Origin of the sequence: Naasia aerilata, assembly GCF_030296595.1 — a bacterium.
GTDB lineage: Bacteria > Actinomycetota > Actinomycetes > Actinomycetales > Microbacteriaceae > Naasia > Naasia aerilata.
Map to the genome: position 1 here is coordinate 1,575,377 of NZ_AP027731.1, position 22,031 is coordinate 1,597,407.

General features: G+C 72.7%; 21 protein-coding genes. 15 read left to right on the top strand and 6 right to left on the bottom strand.

What is annotated here, in order from left to right:
* Nucleotides 1-80: 80 nt before the first annotated feature.
* Nucleotides 81-1,028 carry a uridine-preferring nucleoside hydrolase UriH gene (gene uriH, locus QUE51_RS08505; protein WP_286279074.1) on the bottom strand — a complete coding sequence of 316 codons (948 nt, stop codon included), beginning with the start codon at nt 1,026-1,028 and terminating at the stop codon, nt 81-83.
* 62 nt (nt 1,029-1,090) lie between these two features.
* On the opposite strand from uriH, the gene QUE51_RS08510 reads away from it, so the two are divergent.
* The 4 genes from QUE51_RS08510 to QUE51_RS08525 are packed head-to-tail and all read left to right on the top strand — an operon-like array spanning nt 1,091 to nt 4,478.
* A complete protein-coding gene (locus tag QUE51_RS08510) occupies nt 1,091-2,272 on the top strand; it encodes an adenosylhomocysteinase (RefSeq protein WP_286279075.1) in 1,182 nt (393 codons plus the stop codon).
* A complete protein-coding gene (locus QUE51_RS08515) occupies nt 2,269-3,006 on the top strand; it encodes an IclR family transcriptional regulator (RefSeq protein ID WP_286279077.1) in 738 nt (245 codons plus the stop codon). The genes QUE51_RS08510 and QUE51_RS08515 overlap by 4 nt, the downstream gene beginning before the upstream one ends.
* A gap of 31 nt (nt 3,007-3,037) precedes the next feature.
* Nucleotides 3,038-4,165, top strand: a complete 1,128-nt coding sequence (locus tag QUE51_RS08520) for an adenosine deaminase (RefSeq protein ID WP_286279078.1) — start codon at nt 3,038-3,040, stop codon at nt 4,163-4,165.
* Between the two features lie 40 nt (nt 4,166-4,205).
* On the top strand, nt 4,206-4,478 hold the full coding sequence (locus tag QUE51_RS08525; protein ID WP_286279079.1) for a PTS sugar transporter subunit IIB: 273 nt from the start codon (nt 4,206-4,208) through the stop codon (nt 4,476-4,478).
* A gap of 172 nt (nt 4,479-4,650) precedes the next feature.
* Here the strand turns inward: QUE51_RS08525 and QUE51_RS08530 are convergent, their stop codons facing one another.
* Nucleotides 4,651-6,312 carry a phospho-sugar mutase gene (locus tag QUE51_RS08530; RefSeq protein ID WP_286279080.1) on the bottom strand — a complete coding sequence of 554 codons (1,662 nt, stop codon included), beginning with the start codon at nt 6,310-6,312 and terminating at the stop codon, nt 4,651-4,653.
* Complete coding sequence (locus QUE51_RS08535) at nt 6,309-7,145, bottom strand: purine-nucleoside phosphorylase (RefSeq protein WP_286279081.1); 837 nt, start codon at nt 7,143-7,145, stop codon at nt 6,309-6,311. Before QUE51_RS08535 ends, QUE51_RS08530 begins: the two co-directional genes overlap by 4 nt.
* A gap of 152 nt (nt 7,146-7,297) precedes the next feature.
* On the opposite strand from QUE51_RS08535, the gene QUE51_RS08540 reads away from it, so the two are divergent.
* Together QUE51_RS08540 and QUE51_RS08545 are read left to right on the top strand one after the other, a co-directional pair.
* The gene (locus QUE51_RS08540; RefSeq protein ID WP_286279083.1) at nt 7,298-8,728 is read left to right on the top strand and encodes an NAD(P)H-quinone dehydrogenase; all 1,431 of its coding nucleotides are present in this window, start codon (nt 7,298-7,300) and stop codon (nt 8,726-8,728) included.
* Nucleotides 8,729-8,872: 144 nt separating this feature from the next.
* A complete protein-coding gene (locus tag QUE51_RS08545) occupies nt 8,873-9,349 on the top strand; it encodes a hypothetical protein (RefSeq protein ID WP_286279084.1) in 477 nt (158 codons plus the stop codon).
* A gap of 69 nt (nt 9,350-9,418) precedes the next feature.
* Here QUE51_RS08545 and QUE51_RS08550 read toward each other — a convergent pair whose 3' ends face one another.
* Both QUE51_RS08550 and QUE51_RS08555 read right to left on the bottom strand, forming a co-directional pair.
* Nucleotides 9,419-11,206, bottom strand: coding sequence for an acetyl/propionyl/methylcrotonyl-CoA carboxylase subunit alpha (locus QUE51_RS08550; protein ID WP_286279085.1), 1,788 nt, complete (start codon nt 11,204-11,206; stop codon nt 9,419-9,421).
* A 226-nt stretch (nt 11,207-11,432) separates the two neighbouring features.
* Nucleotides 11,433-12,830: a glycosyltransferase gene (locus QUE51_RS08555; RefSeq protein WP_286279087.1), complete on the bottom strand. Its 1,398-nt coding sequence runs from the start codon at nt 12,828-12,830 to the stop codon at nt 11,433-11,435.
* 121 nt (nt 12,831-12,951) lie between these two features.
* Here QUE51_RS08555 and QUE51_RS08560 point away from each other — a divergent pair, with 121 nt between their 5' ends.
* From QUE51_RS08560 to QUE51_RS08575, 4 genes are read left to right on the top strand one after another with little or no spacing between them, the layout of a single operon-like run.
* Complete coding sequence (locus QUE51_RS08560) at nt 12,952-14,022, top strand: ATP-binding protein (protein WP_286279088.1); 1,071 nt, start codon at nt 12,952-12,954, stop codon at nt 14,020-14,022.
* On the top strand, nt 14,016-14,204 hold the full coding sequence (locus QUE51_RS08565; protein ID WP_286279089.1) for a hypothetical protein: 189 nt from the start codon (nt 14,016-14,018) through the stop codon (nt 14,202-14,204). The genes QUE51_RS08560 and QUE51_RS08565 overlap by 7 nt, the downstream gene beginning before the upstream one ends.
* Nucleotides 14,194-16,284, top strand: coding sequence for a sensor histidine kinase (locus QUE51_RS08570; protein WP_286279091.1), 2,091 nt, complete (start codon nt 14,194-14,196; stop codon nt 16,282-16,284). Before QUE51_RS08565 ends, QUE51_RS08570 begins: the two co-directional genes overlap by 11 nt.
* A complete protein-coding gene (locus tag QUE51_RS08575; RefSeq protein ID WP_286279092.1) occupies nt 16,274-16,933 on the top strand; it encodes a response regulator transcription factor in 660 nt (219 codons plus the stop codon). Before QUE51_RS08570 ends, QUE51_RS08575 begins: the two co-directional genes overlap by 11 nt.
* Nucleotide 16,934: 1 nt before the next feature.
* Here the strand turns inward: QUE51_RS08575 and QUE51_RS08580 are convergent, their stop codons facing one another.
* Nucleotides 16,935-17,567 carry a Maf family protein gene (locus tag QUE51_RS08580; RefSeq protein WP_286279322.1) on the bottom strand — a complete coding sequence of 211 codons (633 nt, stop codon included), beginning with the start codon at nt 17,565-17,567 and terminating at the stop codon, nt 16,935-16,937.
* 46 nt (nt 17,568-17,613) lie between these two features.
* Between QUE51_RS08580 and QUE51_RS08585 the strand changes: the two genes are divergently transcribed.
* The 5 genes from QUE51_RS08585 (at nt 17,614) to QUE51_RS08605 (ending at nt 22,018) form a co-directional block, all read left to right on the top strand.
* Nucleotides 17,614-18,843, top strand: a complete 1,230-nt coding sequence (locus QUE51_RS08585; RefSeq protein ID WP_286279093.1) for a class I SAM-dependent RNA methyltransferase — start codon at nt 17,614-17,616, stop codon at nt 18,841-18,843.
* Nucleotides 18,844-19,112: 269 nt separating this feature from the next.
* Nucleotides 19,113-19,769 carry a response regulator transcription factor gene (locus QUE51_RS08590; protein WP_286279324.1) on the top strand — a complete coding sequence of 219 codons (657 nt, stop codon included), beginning with the start codon at nt 19,113-19,115 and terminating at the stop codon, nt 19,767-19,769.
* A complete protein-coding gene (locus QUE51_RS08595; protein WP_286279094.1) occupies nt 19,759-20,274 on the top strand; it encodes a hypothetical protein in 516 nt (171 codons plus the stop codon). Before QUE51_RS08590 ends, QUE51_RS08595 begins: the two co-directional genes overlap by 11 nt.
* Nucleotides 20,271-21,017 carry an ATP-binding protein gene (locus QUE51_RS08600; RefSeq protein WP_286279095.1) on the top strand — a complete coding sequence of 249 codons (747 nt, stop codon included), beginning with the start codon at nt 20,271-20,273 and terminating at the stop codon, nt 21,015-21,017. The genes QUE51_RS08595 and QUE51_RS08600 overlap by 4 nt, the downstream gene beginning before the upstream one ends.
* A complete protein-coding gene (locus QUE51_RS08605; RefSeq protein WP_286279097.1) occupies nt 21,014-22,018 on the top strand; it encodes a DUF8320 family protein in 1,005 nt (334 codons plus the stop codon). The genes QUE51_RS08600 and QUE51_RS08605 overlap by 4 nt, the downstream gene beginning before the upstream one ends.
* The last annotated feature ends 13 nt before the right edge of the window (nt 22,019-22,031 follow it).

Here is a 22,031-nt window from a genome sequence, read left to right on the forward strand (position 1 = left end):
GCGGCTTGCGGCCTCGGATCGGCATCAACCCGTCCGCGGTGGACGAATCGTCCTTGATTTGGTCAGGCAGGTCCTCAGGCTCAGCGGGCGGGCTCGCCGATCCGCTCCAGCGCGTCCACGACGAGGGCCCAGAACTTCTCCCGGTCGAGGTCGACGGCGACCTGGGTGGTGACGCCGGGGCCCGGCACGTGGCGGAAGTCGGCCACCGTCATGCCGAGCGTGTGGGTGCCGGTGAGCTCGACCGTCAGGGGAGCGCGCCGCACGGTCATCACGGACGGGTCGATGACATAGGCGACGGCGCAGGGGTCGTGCACGGGCGGGTGGTCGAAGCCCTGTGCGCCCCGGTAGCTCTCCCGGAAGAAGTCCATGAGCTCGACCGTGAAGCGGGCAGGGGAGGTGCCGACCGCTGCGATGGCGGCCTCGACCTCCGGCGTCGCGAGCGCCTGGTGCGTGAGGTCGAGGCCCACCATGGTGACGGGCCACTTCTCGCCGAACACGATGTGCGCCGCCTCCGGGTCGACGACGATGTTGAACTCGGCCACCGCGCTCCAGTTGCCGACGTTGTAGCCGCCGCCCATGAGCACCACCTCGCGGACACGCTCGGCGATCCGCGGCTCCTTCCGCACGGCGAGGGCGATGTTGGTGAGCGGCCCCGTGGGAACCAGCGTGATCTCACCCGGCTCGGCGGCCATCACCGTGTCGATGATGACGTCGACCGCGTGCCGGGGGTCGAGCTCGAACGTGGGGGCGGGCAGGACGGGGCCGTCGAGGCCGGAGTCGCCGTGGATGTCGCCGGCCGTCTCGACCTCGCGCACCAGCGGGCGGGCGCAGCCGGCGGCGAAGGGCACCCCTGTGATGCCGGCGACGGCGGCGACGGCGAGGGCGTTGCGCGTCACCTTCTCGAGCGTCTGGTTGCCTCCGACCGTCGTCACGGCCACCAGGTCGATCTCGGGGCTGCCCCAGGCGAGCAGCAGGGCGACGGCGTCGTCGTGGCCAGGGTCACAGTCGAGGATGATCTTGCGCGGCATGCACTCACTCTAGCCACTTCTGCATATATGCAATCGAGTTTCATATGTGTAGGGTGCCGGGCATGAGCTCTTCCGACCTCGCCGCGACCGGCGCCGCCCGCATCACCTGGATCCGCTCGCGGATGCCCCTTCTCGCGGAGACGCGTGCCCGCTTCGCCGCCGAGCGGCCCTTCGAGGGCATCCGCATCGGGATGTCCCTCCACCTGGAGCCGAAGACCGCGGTCCTCCTCGAGACGCTCGCGGCCGGCGGGGCGGAGGTCGTCAGCACCGGCAACCACGGCTCGACACAGGACGACACCGTCGCGGCCCTCCGGGAGCAGGGCATGACCGTGTTCGGCCGCCGAGACGACACCCTCGAGCAGCACCATGCCAACGTCGAGGCCGTGCTGGATGCCCGCCCCCAGATCCTGCTCGACAACGGGGCCGACCTCGCCGCCGGCGTCGTCCGCCGCGGGGTGGCGGGCGAGGTGCGCGGAGGCACCGAGGAGACCACCTCCGGCGCATTCCGCCTGCGGGACGAGCTCGCGGGCGCGGTGCCGTTCCCCGTGCTCGTCATCAACGACAGCCCGCTCAAGGCGATCGGCGAGAACCTGCACGCGGTCGGCCAGTCCGCCGTGGAGAGCTTCCAGCGGATCACCAACCTGATGGTCCCGGGCCGCCGATTCGTCGTCATCGGCTACGGCTGGTGCGGGCGCGGCGTCGCCCGCTACCTCAAGGCGCTCGGCGGGCAGGTGGCCGTGGCCGAGGTCGACGAGATCAAGGCGTTCGAGGCGGCCCTCGACGGCTTCCTTGTGGACGACCTGGAGAACCTCCTCCCGAACGCGCAGGCGGTCATCACGGCGACCGGGCACTCCAACGTGCTTCCCGGGCACCTGCTGCCCCTGCTGCCCTCCGGCGCTGTCCTCGCCAACATCGGGCACTTCCCGGACGAGATCGACACCGCCGCGCTCGCCGAGCAGGCGGCCGCGCGCGAGCCGCTCGACGAGGCGCTCGAGCTCTTCCGGATGCCGGACGGCCGGGAGATCGTCCTCATCGCGGACGGACGCATGTTCAACCTCGCCGGCCGCTCGCCCAAGGGCAACTCGATCGCGTCGATGGACCTCGGCTTCCTCCTCCAGGCCAGGTCGCTCGAGCGGGTCGCGACCGCCGCGGACACCCTCGTGGCCGGCGCTCAGCCGATCCCGGACGACATCAACCGGGCGATCGCGCGGCGCATGGTCGAGGTGATGCGGACGGGCGCATGACGGGCGGGGCGCCCGGCGCCGGCCACGGCGCTGCTCCTGCCGCAGCCAGCTATTCGGCGCCGGCCCTCGAGAAGGGACTCGACGTGCTCGAGCTTCTCGCCGGCAGCGCGGGGCCGCTGACCCAGAGTGGGATCGCGGCGGCACAGGGGCGCAGCGTGGGCCAGCTGTTCCGGGTGCTGCTCACGCTGGAGCGGCGCGGCTACGCGGTGCGGACGGAGGAGGGCGGCTACGTGCTGTCCGAGCGCCTCTTCGACCTGGCGCACCGGCAGGCGCCCCGCCGCGGGCTCCTCGCGGCAGCGGCGGGACCCATGCGGCGCCTGGCCGAGGAGATCGGCCAGTCCTGCAACCTCGGCGTCCGCGAGGGCGACGTGGTCCGCGTCCTCGCCCAGGCGGAGAGCCCCAGCCCGTTCGGCTTCTCGGTGCGCGTCGGCGCCGCATTCCCGCTCGTCGACACGGTGACGGGCGCGGTCCTCCGAGCCTTCACGAGCGACGCGTCCGGCCAGGAGCTGGACGAGATCCGGCGCTCCGGCCGGGGCGAGCGCAGCGACAGCCTGCACGCCGGTGTGACCGATGTCGTGGTGCCGGTGCTGGGACCCGACGGCGCCGCGGTCGCGGCCCTCACGGTGCCCTACGTGTCCACGTCGTACAGCGGCGTGGGCATCGACGCGGTGCGCTCCGCGGTCGAGCGCGCGGCGGAGGAGATCGGAACCGCTCTCGGGCGGTCCGCCCCCTGACGCGCGACCGACCCCCGGCTAGATTGGGGCGATGAGCGGAGCGGGCGAGTATCTGTTGGACGGCGGCCGAGTGGACATCGCGTCGCTCCCGAAAGTGAGCCTGCACGACCACCTGGACGGCGGGCTGCGGCCGCAGACCATCCTCGAGCTCGCGGACGAGCACGGCCTCGCGCTGCCGGAGCAGACCGCAGACGCCCTGGGCGAGTGGTTCTCCACCCAGGCCGACTCCGGCTCCCTTCCCCAGTACCTCGAGACGTTCGCGCTCACCACGGGCGTCATGCAGACCGCGCCGGCGCTCGCCCGCGTGGCCCGGGAGTTCGTGCAGGATCTCGACGCCGACGGCGTGATCTACGGCGAGATCCGCTGGGCGCCCGAGCAGCACCTCGAGCGCGGGCTGACGCTCGACGAGGTGGTCGAGGCCGTTCAGGCCGGGATCGATCAGGGCATCGAGGACGCGATGCGGACGAGCGGACGCGAGCTGCGCATCGGACAGCTGGTGACGGCGCTGCGGCAGAACGACCGCGGGGTCGAGATCGCCGAGCTCGCGCTCCGGCACCGCGGCAACGGCGTCGTCGGCTTCGACATCGCCGGTCCCGAGGCCGGGTTCCTGCCGAGCCGCATGGGGGAGGCCTTCGACCTGCTCGCCGAGAACTGGTTCCCCGTCACGGTGCACGCGGGTGAGGCCGGAGACCTCGACAGCATCAGCAGCGCCCTCCTGGACGGCCGTGCTCTGCGCCTCGGGCACGGCGTCCGCCTGGCCCTCGACATCTCCATCGAGGGCGAGGACGACGCGAACACGTGGGTGAGCCTCGGCCGCCTCGCCCACTGGGTGAAGGACCGGGAGATCGCGCTCGAGCTCTCGCCGTCGTCGAACCTGCAGACCGGCGCGATCGAGGAGTGGGGCGACGACCTCGCCGACCACCCGTTCGACCTGCTCTACCAGCTCGGCTTCCGGGTCACCGTGAACACCGACAACCGCCTCATGAGCGACACCTCGCTCACCAAGGAGCTCTCGCTGCTCGCCGACACGTTCGGCTACGACCTCGCGGACTTCGAGGTGTTCCAGCTCAACGCCGCCGCGGCCACGTTCCAGTCCGTGGAGGACCGGGAGGAGCTCGCGGACCGGATCAGTGCCGGGTTCGACGAGGCCGGCGTGTGACTGCCAGCCGCATCACCGTCGAGGCTGGCAGGATCGCGGCGTGAAGATCGTCGCCATCTGCGGAGCGGGCATCGGGACGTCGGCCATCCTGAAGGTGAGCGCCGAGCGCGCTCTTCAGCGCCTCGGGATCGAGGCCGACGTGGAGGCCACGGACGTGTCGAGCCTGCACGCGGACGCCGACGACGCGCAGGTCATCCTCACCACGGCGGAGCATGTGCCGGCGATCGGCCGCACCTTCGCGGACGTCATCGTGGTCGACAACATCCTCGACCAGGAGGAGCTGACCGAGAAGCTGGAGCGCGCGCTCGGCTGAGGTGCCGATCCGCCGCTGCCGCCCCCGTACCGCTGGGTGAGGAGCTGCCCGCAGGGCTCGGAACGCTCGTGAGGGCTGCTGCTTCCCGTACCGCTGCTGATTTCGAGACGCACGCTGCGCGTGCTCCTCAATCAGCGAGTCAGCGGGGGTGAGGCGCGGTGGATCCCGCAGGTCAGCTGATGAGGTCGCGGGCGCCCGCCGTGAGCCGGGCGAGCACGTCCGCCGCCCTCGCGCGGCGCTCCTCCACGGAGCCGGTGCGCGCCGCCACGTCGAGGTAGAGCTTCAGCTTCGGCTCGGTGCCGCTGGGCCGGGCGATGAGCCGCGCGCCCTCGGCGAGCTGGAAGCGCAGGACGTCGCTCGGCGGCAGAGCCCCGCCATGAGCGAGGTCGTCCAGTCGTTCCACGGCGATGCCGCCGATCTCCTGGGGCGGCGCGCTCCGCAGCTTCGCCATGGCCGCGCCGATCTCCTCGAGCCGGGTGACGCGCAGGGAGATCTGCGCGGAGGTGAAGCAGCCGAAGGTGGCGTCGAACTCGCGCTGGTGCTCGTCGAGCGTGCTGCCTCGCGCGCTGAGGCTGAGCAGCTGGTCGAGGAGCGCGACGGCCGCCGAGATCCCGTCCTTGTCGCGCACCTTCTCCGGATCGACCAGGAAGCCGAGGGCCTCCTCGAAGCCGAACAGCAGGCCGGGAACGCGGGAGATCCACTTGAATCCGGTCAGCGTCTCCGCGTAGCCGAGACCGTAGTGCTCCGCGATCCGCTGGAGGCCCGGGGTCGAGACGAGCGAGGCGGCGAGGGTCCCGGAGAAACCGTCCCGCTGCGCGCGCTCCGCGGCCGCCCAGCCGAGCAGGAGCCCCAGGTCGTTGCCGCTCAGCGTGCGCCAGTTCCCGTCGGGGCGGCGCACGGCCGCGGCGAGGCGGTCGGCGTCGGGGTCGTTGGCGACCACGACGTCCGCGCCCGCCTGGTCAGCCGTGGAGAGTGCCAGGTCGAGCGCGCCGGCCTCCTCCGGGTTCGGGAACGCGACCGTGGGGAAGGTCCCGTCAGGCTGCAGCTGCGCATCGACGGTGTGCGGCGCCGGGATGCCGGCTCGCTCGAAGACGCGCGCCGCGGTGTCCCAGCCGACGCCGTGCATCGGCGTGTACACCCACGTGAGCTCGGCGGCCGGTGCGCGGCGGGCGGCGGTCGCCTCGACGTAGGCGTCGACGACGCTCTCGTCCGCCGTCGCGTAATTCGCCGAACGGGGCAGCGCGTCCGCGGGGCCCTCGGCGAGGATATCCTCGATGGCGCCCAGCACCTCCCGGTCGGCGGGCGGCACGATCTGGGAGCCGGCGCTGTCGCCGCCGAGGTAGAGCTTGTAGCCGTTGTCCTGCGCGGGGTTGTGCGAGGCCGTGACCATGACGCCGGCCGACACGTCGAGGTGGCGGACGGCGAACGCGAGCACGGGCGTGGGGAGCAGCCGCGGCAGGAGCACGGCGCGCACCCCCGCCCCGGTGAGGATCTCCGCGACATCCCGGGCGAAGACGTCGGAGTTCTTCCGGCCGTCGTAGCCGATCACGACGGAAGGCGTCGCCTCGCGGGCGAGGAGGAACCGTGCGAGCCCCGCGGTCGTCTGCGCCACGACGACGCGGTTCATGCGGTTGGAGCCGCCGCCGAGCGCCCCGCGGAGGCCCGCGGTGCCGAAGGTCAGGCGGGTGTCGAACCGGTCGTGCAGGTCGGCGAGGGCACTCTCGTCCCCGTCCCGGGCGGCGTCGACGAGCGCCTCCAGCTCGGCGCGGGTCTCCTCGTCCGGGTCCTGCGCGATCCAGCGTCCTGCTGCGGCGATCAGCTCCTCGTCGCTCACAGCCGGCCCACGATGTCGGCGAGCAGGCGGGCGAGTCGGCTCTCGGCGGCACGACCGGCGGCGAGCACCTCGGCGTGGCTGAGCGGCTCGCTCTGGATGCCGGCCGCCAGGTTCGTGATGAGGGACATGCCGAGGATCTCCATCCCCGCCTCCCGGGCGGCGATCGCCTCGAGAGCGGTCGACATGCCGACGATGGTGCCGCCGATCGTCTCGGCCATGCGCACCTCGGCGGGAGTCTCGTAGTGCGGCCCCCGGAACTGGACGTAGACGCCCTCGTCGAGGTCCGCCTCGACCTCCCGTGCCACCGCGCGCAGACGGGCGGAATAGAGGTCGGTGAGGTCCACGAAGGTGGCGCCCTCCAGCGGAGAGGCGGCCGTCAGGTTGATGTGGTCGCTGATGAGGACGGGCGTCCCCGGAGTCCAGGACCGCTTGATGCCGCCCGCGCCGTTCGTGAGCACCATGACGGTGGCGCCCGCGGCCGCGGCGGTGCGCACGCTGTGCACCACCCGCCGGACGCCCTTGCCCTCGTAGAAGTGGGTGCGCGCGCCGATGACCAGGGCGTGCCGGCCGTCCGCCATCCGGAACGAGCGCAGCGTCCCCGAGTGGCCGACCACGCCGGAGGCGCTGAAGCCCTCGATCTGCTCGGCGGGGACGCTCGCGACCTCCTCGCCGAGGTGGTCGGCGGCCTTGCCCCAGCCGCTGCCCAGCGTGAGGGCGATGTCGTGGCGGGGGACGCCGGTCGCCTCCGCGAGCTGCTGGGCGGCGAGGGCCGCCACGTCGAACGGGCTGGTGGTGGGGTCGTCGAGGTTCGACCTCGACTCAGAGGACGCCATGCGCCTCAGCCTAAGGCGCGACCCCGACCCGAGGTCGACCGCATCGTTTCGGACTATCCGCATCCGGAGACCGATGCGGATAGTCCGAAACGATGCGGGTTCGAGTCCCGTCGCGACCGGGAAGGCGCCACGCGTACGGAAGAATGGATGGAATGGCCTATGAATTCGAGCGCAAGCAGCGAATCGGTGTGCTCGGCGGCGGCCCGGGCGGATACGAGGCGGCGATCGCCGGTGCGCAGCTCGGCGCCGACGTCACCCTGATCGAGCGCGCGGGCGTGGGCGGATCAGCGGTCCTGACCGACGTCGTGCCGTCGAAGACGCTCATCGCCACGGCGGAGGCGGCCACCGCGATCGGAGAGGCGGTCGACCTCGGCGTCCAATTCTTCGCACGCGGGGAATCGGGACGGCCGGCACGACCCGAGCTCGCCATCAACATCTCCGCCGTCAACAAGCGGCTCACCGGCCTCGCGCGCCAGCAGTCCGAGGACATGCGCGCCAACCTCAAGCGCGCAGGGGTCAACATCGTCACCGGGGAGGGCCGGCTCGACGGGCCCAACAAGCTCATCGCCGCGACCGCAAAGGGCGGGCGCGACTTCGACGAGTTCGAGTTCGACACCATCGTCGTCTCCGTCGGTGCGCGGCCGCGCGTGCTGCCCTCCGCCGTGCCGGACGGGGAGCGCATCCTCACCTGGACGCAGCTCTACAACCTGGAGGAGCTGCCGGAGCACCTCATCGTCGTGGGATCCGGCGTCACGGGCGCCGAGTTCGCGTCCGCGTACACCGCGCTCGGCGCGAAGGTGACCCTGATCTCCAGCCGCGACCAGGTCCTCCCGGGCGAGGATGCGGACGCCGCGGCCGTGATCGAGGACGTCTTCCGGCGCAACGGGATGACCGTCCTCAACCGCAGCCGCGCCCAGAGCGTCGAGCGCACCGAGGACGGCGTGCTCGCCACCCTGTCCGACGGGCGCACCGTCGAGGGCTCGCACTGCCTCATGGCGGTCGGCGCGGTGCCGAACACGGCGGACATCGGCCTCGAGGAGGCGGGTGTCCAGCTCACCGACTCGGGGCAGATCCGGGTCAACCGCGTCGCGCGCACCAGCGTCCCCTCGATCTACGCCGCCGGCGACTGCAGCACCTCCCTGCCGCTCGCCTCCGTCGCATCCATGCAGGGCCGCACCGCGGTCTTCCATGCCATGGGGGATGCCGTCACGCCCGTCGAGCTCCGCAACGTCGCGAGCAACATCTTCACCCAGCCCGAGATCGCCACCGTCGGCTGGTCGCAGAAGCAGATCGAGGAGGGCGTCGCCCAGGGCGACATCTACAAGCTGCCCCTGTCGAGCAACCCGCGAGCGAAGATGCAGGGCGTGAAGGACGGCTTCGTGAAGCTATTCGCGCGCACCGGCTCGGGGACCGTCATCGGCGGCATCATCGTGGCCCCGCGCGCCTCGGAGCTGATCCTGCCCATCGCGATGGCGGTCGAGCACCGCCTGACGGTGGATCAGGTGAGCCGCGCCTTCAGCGTCTACCCGTCGCTCTCCGGCGCGATCACGGATGCCGCCCGCGCGATGCACATCGTGCAGTAGGGGTCCCCGACCCGCGGCAGGGACCGCCTGCATCTCTCAACCTCAATGAGAGGGTGCGAGGCGGCGGAGTTCCAGGCTCCTACCATCGGCTCTGCCGGCCCTCCGGCCGGCTCCGTCATCGTCGACGCCGAAGGAGCACACACCGTGAGAATCGCCACACGACTCGCCGCCGCCGTCCTGGCCGCTGGGGCCCTGACCTCCGCAGTCGCGACCTCCGCGCTCGCCGCACCCCAGAAGGAGACCGGCGTCCAGCTCGTCGGGGTGGTCCAGCAGACCGGACCCTCGACCGCGACCGTCCAGGCTCGCTACACGTGCAGCTGGCCCGTCACCGCGGAGACCCCCGTCCATCTGTGGGCGTCGGTCAAGCAGAGCGCGGACCGGACCGCGGACCCCGCCCTGGCCGAACCCGAGTCGGGCTTCGGGCACGTCGCCGCCACCTGGAGCCAGACGCACGTCGGAGACATCGTCTGCGACGGCCGCACCCACGTGGTGAAGGTCACGGTGGACCAGACCGAGCAGGGCTACGGCACGCTCGGCAAGGGCGACGCCTGGGTGCAGTTCTGCCTCACGTTCGGCGAGGAGAACATCGTGTGGAGCATGGAGTTCCTGCACGTGCGCTGATCGGGCCAGCGGAAGCAGGAAGCCCCGTCCTCGTTCGGACGGGGCTTCCTGTCTGTCGATCGGACCGCGTCAGTCGGCGATCTCGACGAGGACGGTGCCGCTCGACACGGTCTCGCCGACGGCCGCTCCCACGCGGGAGACGGTCCCGTCCCGATGCGCGGTGAGGGGCTGCTCCATCTTCATGGCCTCGAGGACGACGAGGAGGTCGCCCTTCACCACGCGGTCGCCCTGAGCGACGGCCAGCTTCACGACGGTCGCCTGCATGGGCGCCTTGATCGCGCCGCCGGTGGAGGTCACCACGCCGGTCGATCCGCGGCCGCGGCGCTTCGGTGCCGCCGGGCGGGGTGCGCCGGATGCCGGACCGGCCAGCAGGCGGCCGGGAAGGCTCACCTCGAGGCGCTTGCCGCCGACCTCCACCACGACGTTCTGGCGGGGCAGGACGGCGGGGGAGTCCTCGGGGTCGGTGAGCGACCCGGTCCACGGCTCGATGCCGCCCGAGAACTCGGTCTCGATCCAGCGCGTGTAGACGGTGAACGGCCTCCCGTCCTTCGGCGCGAACGCCGGGTCGCGGACGATCGCGCGGTGGAAGGGCAGCACCGTGGGCAGGCCTGCCACCTCGAACTCGTCGAGCGCACGGCGGGCCCGCTCCAGGGCGTCCTCCCGGTCGGCGCCGGTGACGATGAGCTTCGCGAGGAGGGAGTCGAAGGCGCCGGAGACGACGTCCCCGGCCTGCACGCCGGAGTCGACGCGGACGCCCGGGCCGCCCGGTGCCTTGAACACGTGCACGGGACCGGGCGCCGGGAAGAAGCCGCGGCCGGCGTCCTCGCCGTTGATGCGGAACTCGATGGAGTGGCCGCGGGGAGCCGGGTCGTCGTAGTCGAGCGTGCCGCCCTCGGCGATGCGGAACTGCTCGCGAACGAGGTCGATGCCGGTGACCTCCTCGGTGACCGGGTGCTCGACCTGCAGGCGGGTGTTGACCTCGAGGAAGGAGACCGTGCCGTCCTTCGCGACCAGGAACTCGCAGGTCCCTGCACCGACATAGCCGACCTCACGGAGGATGGCCTTCGAGGACGAGTAGAGCTGGGCGACCTGCTCCTCCGTGAGGAAGGGCGCGGGCGCCTCCTCGACGAGCTTCTGGTGCCGCCGCTGCAGGGAGCAGTCGCGGGTGGACACGACGACGACGTTGCCCTCGGCGTCGGCGAGGCACTGGGTCTCGACGTGGCGCGGCTCGTCCAGGTACTTCTCCACGAAGCACTCGCCGCGGCCGAACGCCGCCACCGCCTCCCGCGTCGCGGAGTCGAAGAGCTCGGGGATCTCGTCCCGCTCCCGGGCGACCTTCAGACCGCGACCGCCGCCGCCGTACGCCGCCTTGATGGCGACAGGGAGTCCATGCTGATCGACGAACTCGAGGACCTCGGAGGCATCCTTCACGGGCTCGAGCGTGCCGGGCGCGAGCGGCGCCCCGACGCGCTCGGCGACATGCCGCGCGGTCACCTTGTCGCCCAGCTGCTCGATCGCGTGCGGTGGGGGGCCGATCCAGATCAGGCCCGCGTCCTCGACCGCGCGCGCGAAGTCGGCGTTCTCGGCGAGGAATCCGTAGCCCGGGTGGACCGCGTCGGCGCCCGAGCGGCGGGCGATCGACAGGATCTTCTCGATGACGAGGTAGGTCTGGGCGCTCGTGCTGCCCTCGAGCGCATACGCCTCGTCGGCGAGCTTCACGTGCAGGGCGTCCCGGTCCTGATCCGCGTAGACGGCGACCGACGCCTTGCCTGCGTCCTTCGCGGCTCGGATGATGCGGACGGCGATCTCCCCACGGTTCGCGACGAGGACCTTGGTGATCTGGCGCGCACGTGGCATGGACTTCAGCCTATTGACCGCCCGAGCCGCGCCTTTGGTAACCCTGCACAAAATACGGCCGCAGACCGGGGAGAGGGTCTACAAGCGAGTGAGGGGACACGACGGCCGCCCAGGCCGATCCGTCCGTACCAGGGAGATCGGGATCCCGCGGATTTGGCTCTGCCGTTCCGCGGGCGGCCCTGGGCGAGAACGTCTCCCGATCAAGGGAGGGCCGGATCCGAGCCGGTCAGCCGCGGCGCGCGACCGCGCGAGCCTCGATCTGGGCCAGGACGATCCGCTCCAGGTCGGCGGAGCCACCCGACCGCGCGATCGCCGCTCCGATCCTGGCGCTCGCCGCGGCGTAGGAGTCCGAGGACAGCACCTCGCGGACCGCCGCCGCCACGCGGCGCGAGCTCGGCCGGCCGGTGCGCAGATCGACGCCGACGCCCGACCAGCGGACGCGCGCGGCCACCTCGGGCTTGTCCTCGGTGACGCCGGCGATGACGACGGGGATGCCCCGCTCCATGGCGAGGTGCACCCCGCCGTATCCGCCGTTCGTCACCAGGACGTCGACGAGCGGGAGGAGCCGGTCGTAGGGGAGGAACTCGGCCGCGCGCACGTTCTCCGGCAGCGGCCCGAGGTCCGCGACGGGGCGGCCGCCGGTCGTGACGACGACGAGCGTGCCGTCCGCGTTCGCGAGCCCGTCGATGGTCGGGCGGATCAGCTCGGTGAAGTCGGTGTTGGCGATGGTGCCCTGGGTGACGTGCACGACGCGCTTGGCGGCGGCCAGCTCGGGCCACCACGCCGGCAGCGGGCCCTCGGTGGGCTGGCTGCGGGTGACCGGGCCGACGAAGTGCACGTTCGCGGGGAGGTCGGACCGCGGGTACTCGAACTCGGGGACCGTAGTCTGGACGATGGCGTCGACGAGGCGCACTCCGTCCATCGCGCAGGTCGGCAGGGGTGTGCCGACCAGCTCCTTGAACATGGCGCGGGCCTCGCGCTCGATGCGGGCGAGCAGCAGGTTGTCGGCGACGCCGGCCAGGATGCGGTTGCGGAGTCGGCTCAGCGGAGCGAGGGCGCCGCGCAGCGGTGCGATCCCGAGACCGAAGGGCGCGGTGTCGACGCTCGGCATCGCGAACGGGATGACACCGACGCTGATGAGCGCGGGGCCCCCGGCTCCCCGGGACAGGGCGAGCGCCGGCATCGCGGCGAACATCGTCTCCGCGAGCACCGCATCCGTCTGCTCGGCGGCGATCGCCGCCTGAACGGCTCGGAGCTGCGCGGGGACCGGCCGGAGGAAGATCGAGCGGACCTCGGCGAGCACCCGGTCGAGTCCGTGCCGTCCCACTCGGTCGGGGAACGCCGCGTCGAGGTCGCGGTCGTCGAAGTCCGCCTCGGCGGGGAGCGGGAGGAAGCGAGCCCCGGTGCGCTCGACGGCCGCCTGCCAGCGCGCCCCGGTGAGGAAGCGCACGTCGTGTCCCGCCGCGGTGAGGTGGCGCGCGATGTTGAGCATCGGCGTGATGTGGCCGTGGATGGGCGTGCTGGCGAGGAGGAGGGACGCGGGACGGGCGCGGCGCGGCGCGGCCGCAGGCTGGGCGGGGGAGCCGGAGAAGGATGCGCCGGCGGAGGGAGCGAGGAGCGTCATGAGGAGAGTCCAGCGGGCGCGTCGTCCTTCGCTCCAGGGGAGCGGGTCCCCCCGGATGTCCCGACCAGATCGGGACACGCGTCCCGTGACGCGGCTGCATCCCGGCTGGCACGATGAGCGCATGTCTCCGAGCCGACCCGTCGGGCCCCCGGCGCCCACCGGCGGCCGGAGCCTCCGCCTGCCGACGAGCCGCTGGTTCGCGGGGCTCCTGGTGATCCTCGCCACGCTGGTCGCGGTCGTCGTGGTGGACGTGGTCCTGCTCGCGGTGGCGGGCCCGGGCCTCGGGGAACGGGGCGCGGCGATCCTGGCCGCCATCGGAGTGACGCTCTGCGTCGCTCCGCTGCACGATCGGCTGACGGAGGCGCTGCACCGCCTCCTCACCGGGCGCACCGACACGTTCGAGGTGCTGTCGACGCTGGCGGCGCGCCTTGCGCAGGCCCAGGACGAGGGCGGCCGGCTCGGTGACCTGGTCGCCGTCGTCGCCGAGGGCTTCGCGGCGCGCTACGTCGAGGTCAGCCTGCGCCGCCGGGACGGGTCGCTCACGGTCGCGCGGGAGGGGCGGGCGTCGGGGGAGCCTGTGGTCGTGCCGCTGGAGTACCGCGGCAGCGTCTTCGGCGAGCTGCGCCTCGAGCCCGGCCGTCGCCTCACCCGGCGGGACCGCGTGCTGCTGACGGACCTCGTGCGGCTCGCCGCGGCCGCCATCGTGACCGCGGAGACCAGCGACGAGCTCCAGCGCATTCGCACGCGGCTCGTGCTCGCTCGCGAGGACGAGCGGCAGCGGCTCCGCGGCGACCTGCACGACCACCTCGTGCCCCTGCTCGAGACCCTCGCGGCGCACGCATCGTCCTCCCGGGACACCCTTGCTCCGGGGAGGACGCAGGAGGCTCGTGACCACCTGCAGAGCGCGGTGCGCGGAGCGTCGGCGGCCGTCGACGACATCCGCCGCGTTGCGCAGGACCTCCGCCCACCCGCGCTCGACGACCTCGGCCTCGGCAAGGCCCTCGACCAGCTCGCGGCGCGGTTCGCCGCCCGCATCCCCGAGCTGGAGCTCGCGTGGGAGCTGCCGGGGGAACGCCCCCCGCTGTGGAGGTGGCGGTGTACCGCATCGTCGCGGATGCCCTGGAGACGATCGCGCGCCGTTCGGGCGGCAGCGCCGTTCGCGTCGCCGTGGGGGTGGACGGCGGCGTGCTGAAGATCGAGGTCGGCGTCGAGGGCGCCCAGACCCTCGACGGCGGTTCCGGCAGCGCAGACCTCGACGCGCAGCGCGAGCGGGCCGAGGAGCTCGGCGGCTCGTGGACCGTCTCATCCGCCGACGGCAGCACGCGAATCACCGCGGTGCTGCCGGTCACCGAGGAGGTGGCCGGTGTCCGCTGATCCGGCCGCGCGGCGAGGCCGAGCTGCCGGCGTCCTCACCGCGATCGCGCTGGCTGTCGTCCTCCTCAGCACCCTCTTCGCACTCGCGGTGGACGTGGTGGTGGCGCGAGGGGGAAGGGAGTTTCTCCTCGACACCGGCTGGTCCGGCGTCCTGCCGGGCCTGGCCCTCGCGATTCCGGGAGCGCTCCTGTTCCGCCGGATGCCGCGGCACTCGATCGCGGTCACGCTCCTCGGCTTCGGTGTGCTGTGGTGCCTTGATGGGGCCGCCAGCAGCTGGGTGAACCTCGCTTTCGCTGTCGACCAGCGGCTGCCGGGTCTGGAACTCGCGGCCTGGTACTTCAACCGCTTCGGTGCGGTCCTCACCCTCCCCTTCCTGCTGCTGCTCCTGCTCTTCCCCACCGGACGGCTTCCGGAGCGCCGCTGGCTGCGCGTCGTCGCCTGGATCTCCATCGCGGGCGGGCTCTTCACGCCGCTCTACGCGCTGTTCGTGCCGCCCGACGCGCAGGGCATCTTCGACAACGGCGCACCCCGCCCCGCCGAACAGGCTCTCGACACTCTCTGGATCCGGACACCGCTGCCGCTGACGTTCTGGGAGGCGATCGGAGGACTGGCCCCCTACTGCCTGGTCACGGCCGCGGGCGGCGCCCTGCTGGTCCTCGTCAGCCGCCGCTTCGGCGCGGATCCGGCCCGTCGCCGACAGCTCCGCTGGCTCATCTGGTCGTCGGTGGTGCTCGTGATTCAGGGCGTCCTCACCCAGACGCTCCTGGACGGGTGGATCGTGAGCGTGCTCTTCACGGCGTCGCTCTGCCTCGTCTGCGCCTCCGTCGTGGTCGCGATCACCCGCTACCGGCTCTACGCCATCGATCGGCTGTTCAGCTGGACCGTCGTCTATGCGACCCTGATCGGCGCGATCCTGCTCGTCGACGCCGGGCTCGTGACCCTCGTGGGCAGCGCCATCGGCGAGCAGAGCAGCGCGCTGCTCGCCGTTCTGCTCGTCGGGCTCGCCTTCGCGCCGCTGCGCAACCGCCTGCTGCGGGTCGCGGGGCGCATCGTCGCCGGGCACCGGGTCGACCCCGCCGGCGTGGTCACCCGCCTGGCGGCTCGCCTCGAGGTCGCCCGCGGCCTGCCGGCTCAGCTCGAGGCCATCGCCGAGGCCGTCGCGGATGCGTTCGCCTCGCCGAGCGTCGAGGTGCGGGTCGAGCGCGTGGGAGTGCCGCTCGCCGCGGCCCTGTACGGGTCGGCGCTGCCGAGGACGCTCGAGCTCCCGCTCGAGTACCGCGGCGTCCCCATCGGCCGCATCACGCTGGCGCCCGGGCGGCGTCCCCGGATGAGCGCACGGGATCAGCGGCTGCTCGGCGTCGTGATCCGTCAGGCGGCGTCCGCCGCGTCCGCCGCAGAGGCGACGGACGAGCTCCGGCGCATCCGCCGCGAGCTCGTGCTGGCCCGCGAGGCGGAGCGCCTGCGGCTGCGGCGCGACCTGCACGACGGGCTGGGCCCGCTCGTCGCGAGCATCCGGCTCCGGCTGGAGACGGCGGGAAATCTGCTGGAGAGCGACCCGGGCCGAGCATCCGAGCTGCTGTCCGGCGCTGCGAGCGATGCGGAGGAGGCGGTCGGGGACGTGCGCCGGATCGTCGACGATCTGCGGCCGCCCGCCCTCGACGACCTCGGCGTCGCGGGCGCCATTCGCGCCCAGGCGGAGCGATTCCACGCCGGAAGTGGCCGGGTCAGCACGTCCGTCGAGCTGTCCGGCGCGCTCCCTGCCGCCGTCGAGATCGCGGCGTACCGCATCGTGTCGGAGGCGCTGGCGAACGCGGCCCGGCATTCCGGCGCGTCCCGTGTCGAGGTGGAGGTGGAGGGCACCGCAGCGGGCGTGCGCCTCCGCATCAGCGACGACGGCAGCGGGATGCCCGAGACCCTGCGCCCGGGCACGGGGCTCCACTCGCAGCGCGAGCGGGCGGAGGAGCTCGGCGGCACCTGGAGCATCGGCCCCGGCGCGGCCGGCGGCACCGAGGTCGTGGCGTGGCTGCCGGCCCGCGCGGCAGAGGAACAGCGAGAGAAGGAGATGGCCGATGTCGGATGACGACCTCCGGGTGGTGCTCGTCGATGACCACCCGATCTATCGGCAGGGGCTCGCGGCGCTGCTCGGGTCGCTCGGCGGAGTGACCGTGGTCGGCACCGCCGCGGACGGCGCCGAGGCGATCGAGGTCGCCAGGGCCGAGCAGCCGGACGTCATCGTGATGGACGTCCAGATGCCGGGTGTCGACGGAATCGAGGCGACGCGCCGCATAACGGGGGAGAGCCCGCACATCGGCGTCGTGGTGCTCACGATGTCCGAGGACGACGAGACAGTGTTCCAGGCGATGCGCGCGGGAGCGCGCGGCTACCTTCTGAAGGGCGCGGGACAGGAGGAGATCCTCCGCGCGATGCGCTCCGTCGCCGCAGGCGAGGCCGTCTTCGGCCAGGCGCTCGCGCGCCGGGTCGCTGACTTCTTCGCCGGGACGGCGGGCACCGCGATCGCCGCAGTGAGCCCCTTCCCGCAGCTCACCAGCCGCGAGCAGGAGATCCTCGACCTGCTCGCCGCGGGGCGCAGCAACCCGCAGATCGCGCAGGCGCTGTTCCTCTCACCGAAGACGGTGCGCAACAACGTGTCGAACATCTTCGCGAAGCTGCACGTCGCCGACCGCGCAGAGGCGATCATCCGCGCGCGAGACGCGGGGCTCGGCCGCTAGGTCAGCGGTTCCAGAGGGAGGGGAGCGCGACGTCGAGCCGGTGCAGGAGCTGCCGCAGGGTGGGCAGGGACAGACCGACCACCGTGGAGGGATCGCCTTCGATACGCTCCACGAACGGGCCGCCGAGGCTGTCGATCGTGAACGCACCTGCCACCGCGAGCGGCTCTCCTGTCGCGATGTAGGCGTCGATCTCGTCGTCGCGGATGTCCGCAGCGAAGCTCACCGTCGCCGTGGCGACCTCGCCGACGGCGCGGCCCGTGCCTCCGCGCCGCGCGTCGATGAGCCACGACCCCGAGTGGAGGAGCCCCGTCCGCCCCCGCTGCAGCAGCCAGCGCGCCCGAGCCACGTGCGGCTCGTGCGGCTTGCCGTAGATGATCCCGTCCAGCTCGAACGCCGAGTCCCCGCCGAGCACGAGGCCGTCGAGGTCGGAGGCGGTCGTCGCGACGTCCTCCGCCTTGGCGCGAGCGAGCAGGAGCACCATCTCCGGGGCGCTGAGGGCGGACCCTCGCTCGCTCTCGGCGGCGGCGACCGCCGCCGGCTCGTCGACCGCGGAGGGAATCACGACCGGCTCGATGCCGGCCGCGCGCAGCAGCGTGAGCCGGGCGGGAGACGTGGAGGCGAGATAGAGGCGCAGAGGGGGCTCCAGGTCCGGGCGAGGCGGGCTGTGACATGCTCGAGGAGTGGGCGAACACGTCGGAGCCGAGCTCGAGCTGGAGGTCTCCAACGTAGCCCACGGGGGTGTCTTCGTGACCCGGCATGAGGGCCGGGTGGTCTTCGTCGCGGACACCCTGCCGGGGGAGCGGGTGCGTGCGCGCGTCGTCGACGACGCGCACGACCGCTTCTGGAGGGCCGACACCATCGCGGTGCTCACCGCCTCACCGGACCGCCAGGAGCATGTCTGGGCCGAGGCCGCCGTCGACCGGGCGCCCGGCGAGCGGGCCGGCGGTGCCGAGTTCGGGCACATCCGGCCCGGCCGCCAGCGGGAGCTCAAGCGCCAGGTGCTCGAGGAGAACCTCCGCCGGATGGCCGGCGTGGACCGACCGGTGCCCGTCGCCGCGCTCCCCGGCCCGGAGGACGGGACGGGATGGCGCACCCGGGTCCGCCTGCACGCCGACGAGGACGGGCGCGTCGGACCGTACGCCGCGCGGTCGCACCGGGTGGTCGAGGTGGCCGACCTGCCGCTCGCGACCGAGGGCATCCGCGCCGTCGCCCCGCTCGGGCACCGGCTTCCGGGCGCCCAGGGCGTCCAGCTCATCCACCCGTCGACCGGTGGCGCGCGCCTCCTCCCCGCCGGCGAGGACGCGGGCGAGGCGATCACCGAGCGGGTGGGGGAGCGGGAGTTCCGCCTCGACGCGGGCGGATTCTGGCAGGTGCACGTCGCCGCCGCCGCGACCCTCAGTGACGCGGTCTCGCGGGCGGTCGACGGCCAGCTCTTCGATCCGGCCGCGGCGAACCTCGACCTCTACGGCGGGGTGGGTCTGCTCGCCGCCGCGGTCGGCGACCGCTTCGGGCCTTCCACGCGCATCACGTCGGTGGAGTCGAGCCCCCGTGCGACCGAGCACGCCCACGAGAACCTCGCCGACTGGGTCGGTGCGACCGCCGTCACCGCTCGGGTCGATCGCTATCTGAGCCGGCTGGCCGGCTCTGCGAGCAAGGCGGAGCGCGCACGCCTCCAGCGGGGAACGGTCGTGCTCGATCCGCCGCGCTCCGGTGCGGGCAAGGACGTCGTCCGCTCGCTCGCCGCGCTCGGCCCGGCCCAGCTGATCTACGTCGCCTGCGACCCGGTCGCGCTCGCCCGCGACCTCGGCGCCCTGGTCCGGAACGGCTATGAGGTGACGTCGCTCGAGGGCTTCGATCTCTTCCCGAACACCCACCATGTGGAGGCCGTCGCAGCGCTCGTCCGCACCTAGTGGTAACGATTCCAGCGACACGCCCGGGGGTAGACAGAGCCGTTCACGGTTTTTGGGGACACTTTTCCCCTGCCCAGGAGGCAGAACCCCCGATAGGCCCCGCCCGCGAACTGGGGATGGCGCATCGGGGTACAGAACGGGGTGACGGCCCCTACGATGGTGCTGGGTCGTGAGACCCGGGGGAAAGGGTGGCGGTGGCGCACACGATGGAACGACCGGGAACGGCTTTGGACGGGGTCGCGTCTGCGGAGATCGGCGAGCCCGTGCAGCTGGTCCGCGTGGCGGCAGTGGATGACCACGAGTCGGTCCGGCTCGGCCTCCGCGCAGCGTGCCTCGACGCAGGGTACGAGTTCATCGAGGAAGCGGCGAACGTCGACGACCTCGTCGCGGCGCTCAAGGGACGCGAGTGCGACGTGGTCGTGCTCGACCTCTCCCTCGGTGACGGCTCGACCGTCACGGAGAACGTCAAGAAGATCCAGGCGACCGGCGCCGGAGTGCTCGTGCACAGCATCGCCGACCGTGTGGCGAGTGTCCGCGAGGCCCTGGCGGCCGGCGCGGCCGGCGTCATCCCGAAGTCCGCGGCCACCCAGACCGTCATGGCGGCCATCCGCACGGTCGCCCGCGGCGAGGTGCTCAACAACCTCGAGTGGGCCAGCGCGATCGACGCCGACTCCGACTTCGCCAAGGCCCAGCTCGGGCGGCGGGAGCGCGACGTCCTGCACCTCTACGCCTCGGGCCTGCCGCTCAAGATGGTGGCCGCTCAGCTCGGAATCGCCGCGTCCACGGCTCGCGAGTACCTCGACCGGATCCGGGTGAAGTACGTCGAGGTGGGCCGTCCGGCCCCCACGAAGGTCGATCTGCTGCGGCGCGCGGTCGAGGACGGCATCCTGCCCGGACTCGACCCGGACGTCGCCGATGAGCGGTAGCCCCTTCCTCGATCCTTCGCCCGCCGCTCGTCAGGCGGTCATCAACCGCGCGCTGGTCGACCGCGTCATCGCGCGCAGTGCCGCGGGCGTCGGCCTGGTCTCGGCGGTGCAGGCACTGCCCCTGGCGATCGAGCAGATCGTGTCGACCGACAACCTCCTGCTCTACGTGCCGTACGCGGCGGTCATGGCGAGCCTGCTGCTCGCCCTCGTCAACAGCATCTTCGGCCGCGGAGTGCGGCTGGCGTACGCGGTCGTCGCGTGGGCGGTCCTCGGCGCCCTCATCCTGTGGCCGATCGAGGCCAGCGCTCCCGGCATCCCCGCGGGCTCCGATCCGTGGATCTACTACCTCTGCACGGTCGGCACGGGATCCGCGGCGATCGCGTTCCGGCCCAGGCTCGCGTTCGCGCTGACGCTCGCCGTGCCGATCGCCTACGGCGTCCTTCGGGTGACCCCGCGGGCGCGAGCGCCCCGCTCGAGACCGCGATCCTCGAGGGCACCTACGTGACCCTGCTCGGCGCCATCGTGCTCGGCGTCATCCTGCTGCTCCGCTCCGCCGCGGACGGCGTCGACGCCGCGCAGTCGCAGGCGATCGAGCGCTACGCGGAGGCCGCACGCGCCCACGCGCACGAGCACGAGCGCATCCGCGTCGACGCTCTCGTGCACGACGACGTGCTCGGCACGCTGCTCTCCGCGGCGCGGGCCCGGGACCCGAAGGCCAAGCAGCTCGCCCGGCTCAACGCGCAGCGCGCGATCCAGCACCTCCAGGACGCCCAGGACGGCTTCGGCACGGCCACGACCCTCGTGCCGCCGAAGGAGCTGGGCGAACGCATCGGCGAGATCGCGCGCCTGCTGCCCGTGCCCTTCGCGCTCACCTCCGTGGTCGCGCCGGATGCGACCTCCCTTCCCATGGGCGTCGTCGAGTCGGTGGTCGCGGCCACCCAGCAGGCGATGACGAACAGCGCGAACCACGCAGGAGCGGACGCCACGCGGGCCGTCTTCGTCGACGTCACCGCCGGCGCCCTTCGCGTCCGGGTCGTCGACGACGGCGCCGGCTTCCAGCTCGAGGAGATCTCGGCGGAGCGGCTCGGGGTGCGCGTGTCGGTGGTCGGCCGCGTCGAGAGCGTCGGCGGCTCCGCGGACATCCGCTCGGCACCCGGCCAAGGCACCACGGTGGAGCTGCGGTGGGATGCCGCATCGAGCGCCGGTCGGCCCGCTGCCGCTGAGACCGGTGCGGAGGCGCTCCGATGATCGCCGTGAGCCGCGGGATCATGATCGGTCTCGCCGGGGCCTTCTCCTTCTACCACGTGGTCCTCGCCCTGTTCTCGCTCGGGACACCGGAGCGGCCGGAGCCGGTCCTCACCGCGATCGCCCTCTACATCGTCGCGACGGTGGCGACCCTGTGGCCCACGAAGGGCGCCGCGCTGCCGCACTGGATCGCCGCCTTCGACCTGGCCGTCTGCCTCGCGATCGAGATCCTGGTCACCAGCCAGCTGGACCCGGACGCCAACAACGGGTACGCGACCTGGTACGTCGCCGCGGTCGGCACACTCCTGACCATCGTGGCGGTGCGCTACCGCATCGGCTGGGCCTGGGTGGGTGGGGGCATCCTCGTGCTGCACTCCATCGTGTGGGCCGGGCCCGTCGCCGTCGTCCCGCTCGGCGTCGTCGGCTCGCTCCTCTGGGTCCTCATCGCGACGGCCGTCATGCGCGGCATCGTCCGCGCCTCGCGTGAGACGGTGTCCTTCGCGCAGGCGGAGCGCGAAGCCGCCGACTGGCACGCCGCCCAGGACGCCCACCTGTACGTGCGCCAGCTGCGCGTGCTCCAGACGAAGCGGATCTCCCTGCCGATGCTCCGGCGCATCGTCGAGTCGGACGGCGATCTGGACGAGGAGGACCGGGTCGAGTGCTTCCGGCTCGAGGCGGCGCTGCGCGACGAGATCCGCGGGCCGCGCCTGCTCGACGACTCCGTCCGGCACGAGATCATGCGTGCCCGCCGCGCCGGCACCGAGGTCGTGCTGCTCGACGACGGCGGCCTCGACGAGACGCCGGACGGCGACCTGTCGCGCATCCATGCCCGCATCGCGGAGGCCCTGCGCGAGACGAGCACGGAGAAGCTCATCATCCGGACCGTGCAGGGCGGCGAGCCCACCGCGGTCACGATGGTGGGGCTGAGCGCGGGCGAGGACCCGGACGACCCGGACATCGACCTCTGGCTCGAGATCCCGCGCGAGGCGGTCCCCGCGCGCTGACCGGCGCGGCTCG

Excerpts from the sequence above, each read along its gene's own strand:
- QUE51_RS08555 (WP_286279087.1), bottom strand. The coding sequence starts at position 12,830 with ATGACGCTCCTCGCTCCCTCCGCCGGCGCATCCTTCTCCGGCTCCCCC.
- QUE51_RS08550 (WP_286279085.1), bottom strand. The coding sequence starts at position 11,206 with ATGCCACGTGCGCGCCAGATCACCAAGGTCCTCGTCGCGAACCGTGGG.
- QUE51_RS08540 (WP_286279083.1), top strand. The coding sequence starts at position 7,298 with ATGGCCTATGAATTCGAGCGCAAGCAGCGAATCGGTGTGCTCGGCGGC.
- uriH (WP_286279074.1), bottom strand. The coding sequence starts at position 1,028 with ATGCCGCGCAAGATCATCCTCGACTGTGACCCTGGCCACGACGACGCC.
- QUE51_RS08560 (WP_286279088.1), top strand. The coding sequence starts at position 12,952 with ATGTCTCCGAGCCGACCCGTCGGGCCCCCGGCGCCCACCGGCGGCCGG.
- QUE51_RS08515 (WP_286279077.1), top strand. The coding sequence starts at position 2,269 with ATGACGGGCGGGGCGCCCGGCGCCGGCCACGGCGCTGCTCCTGCCGCA.
- QUE51_RS08520 (WP_286279078.1), top strand. The coding sequence starts at position 3,038 with ATGAGCGGAGCGGGCGAGTATCTGTTGGACGGCGGCCGAGTGGACATC.
- QUE51_RS08535 (WP_286279081.1), bottom strand. The coding sequence starts at position 7,145 with ATGGCGTCCTCTGAGTCGAGGTCGAACCTCGACGACCCCACCACCAGC.
- QUE51_RS08575 (WP_286279092.1), top strand. The coding sequence starts at position 16,274 with ATGTCGGATGACGACCTCCGGGTGGTGCTCGTCGATGACCACCCGATC.
- QUE51_RS08605 (WP_286279097.1), top strand. The coding sequence starts at position 21,014 with ATGATCGCCGTGAGCCGCGGGATCATGATCGGTCTCGCCGGGGCCTTC.
- QUE51_RS08595 (WP_286279094.1), top strand. The coding sequence starts at position 19,759 with ATGAGCGGTAGCCCCTTCCTCGATCCTTCGCCCGCCGCTCGTCAGGCG.
- QUE51_RS08510 (WP_286279075.1), top strand. The coding sequence starts at position 1,091 with ATGAGCTCTTCCGACCTCGCCGCGACCGGCGCCGCCCGCATCACCTGG.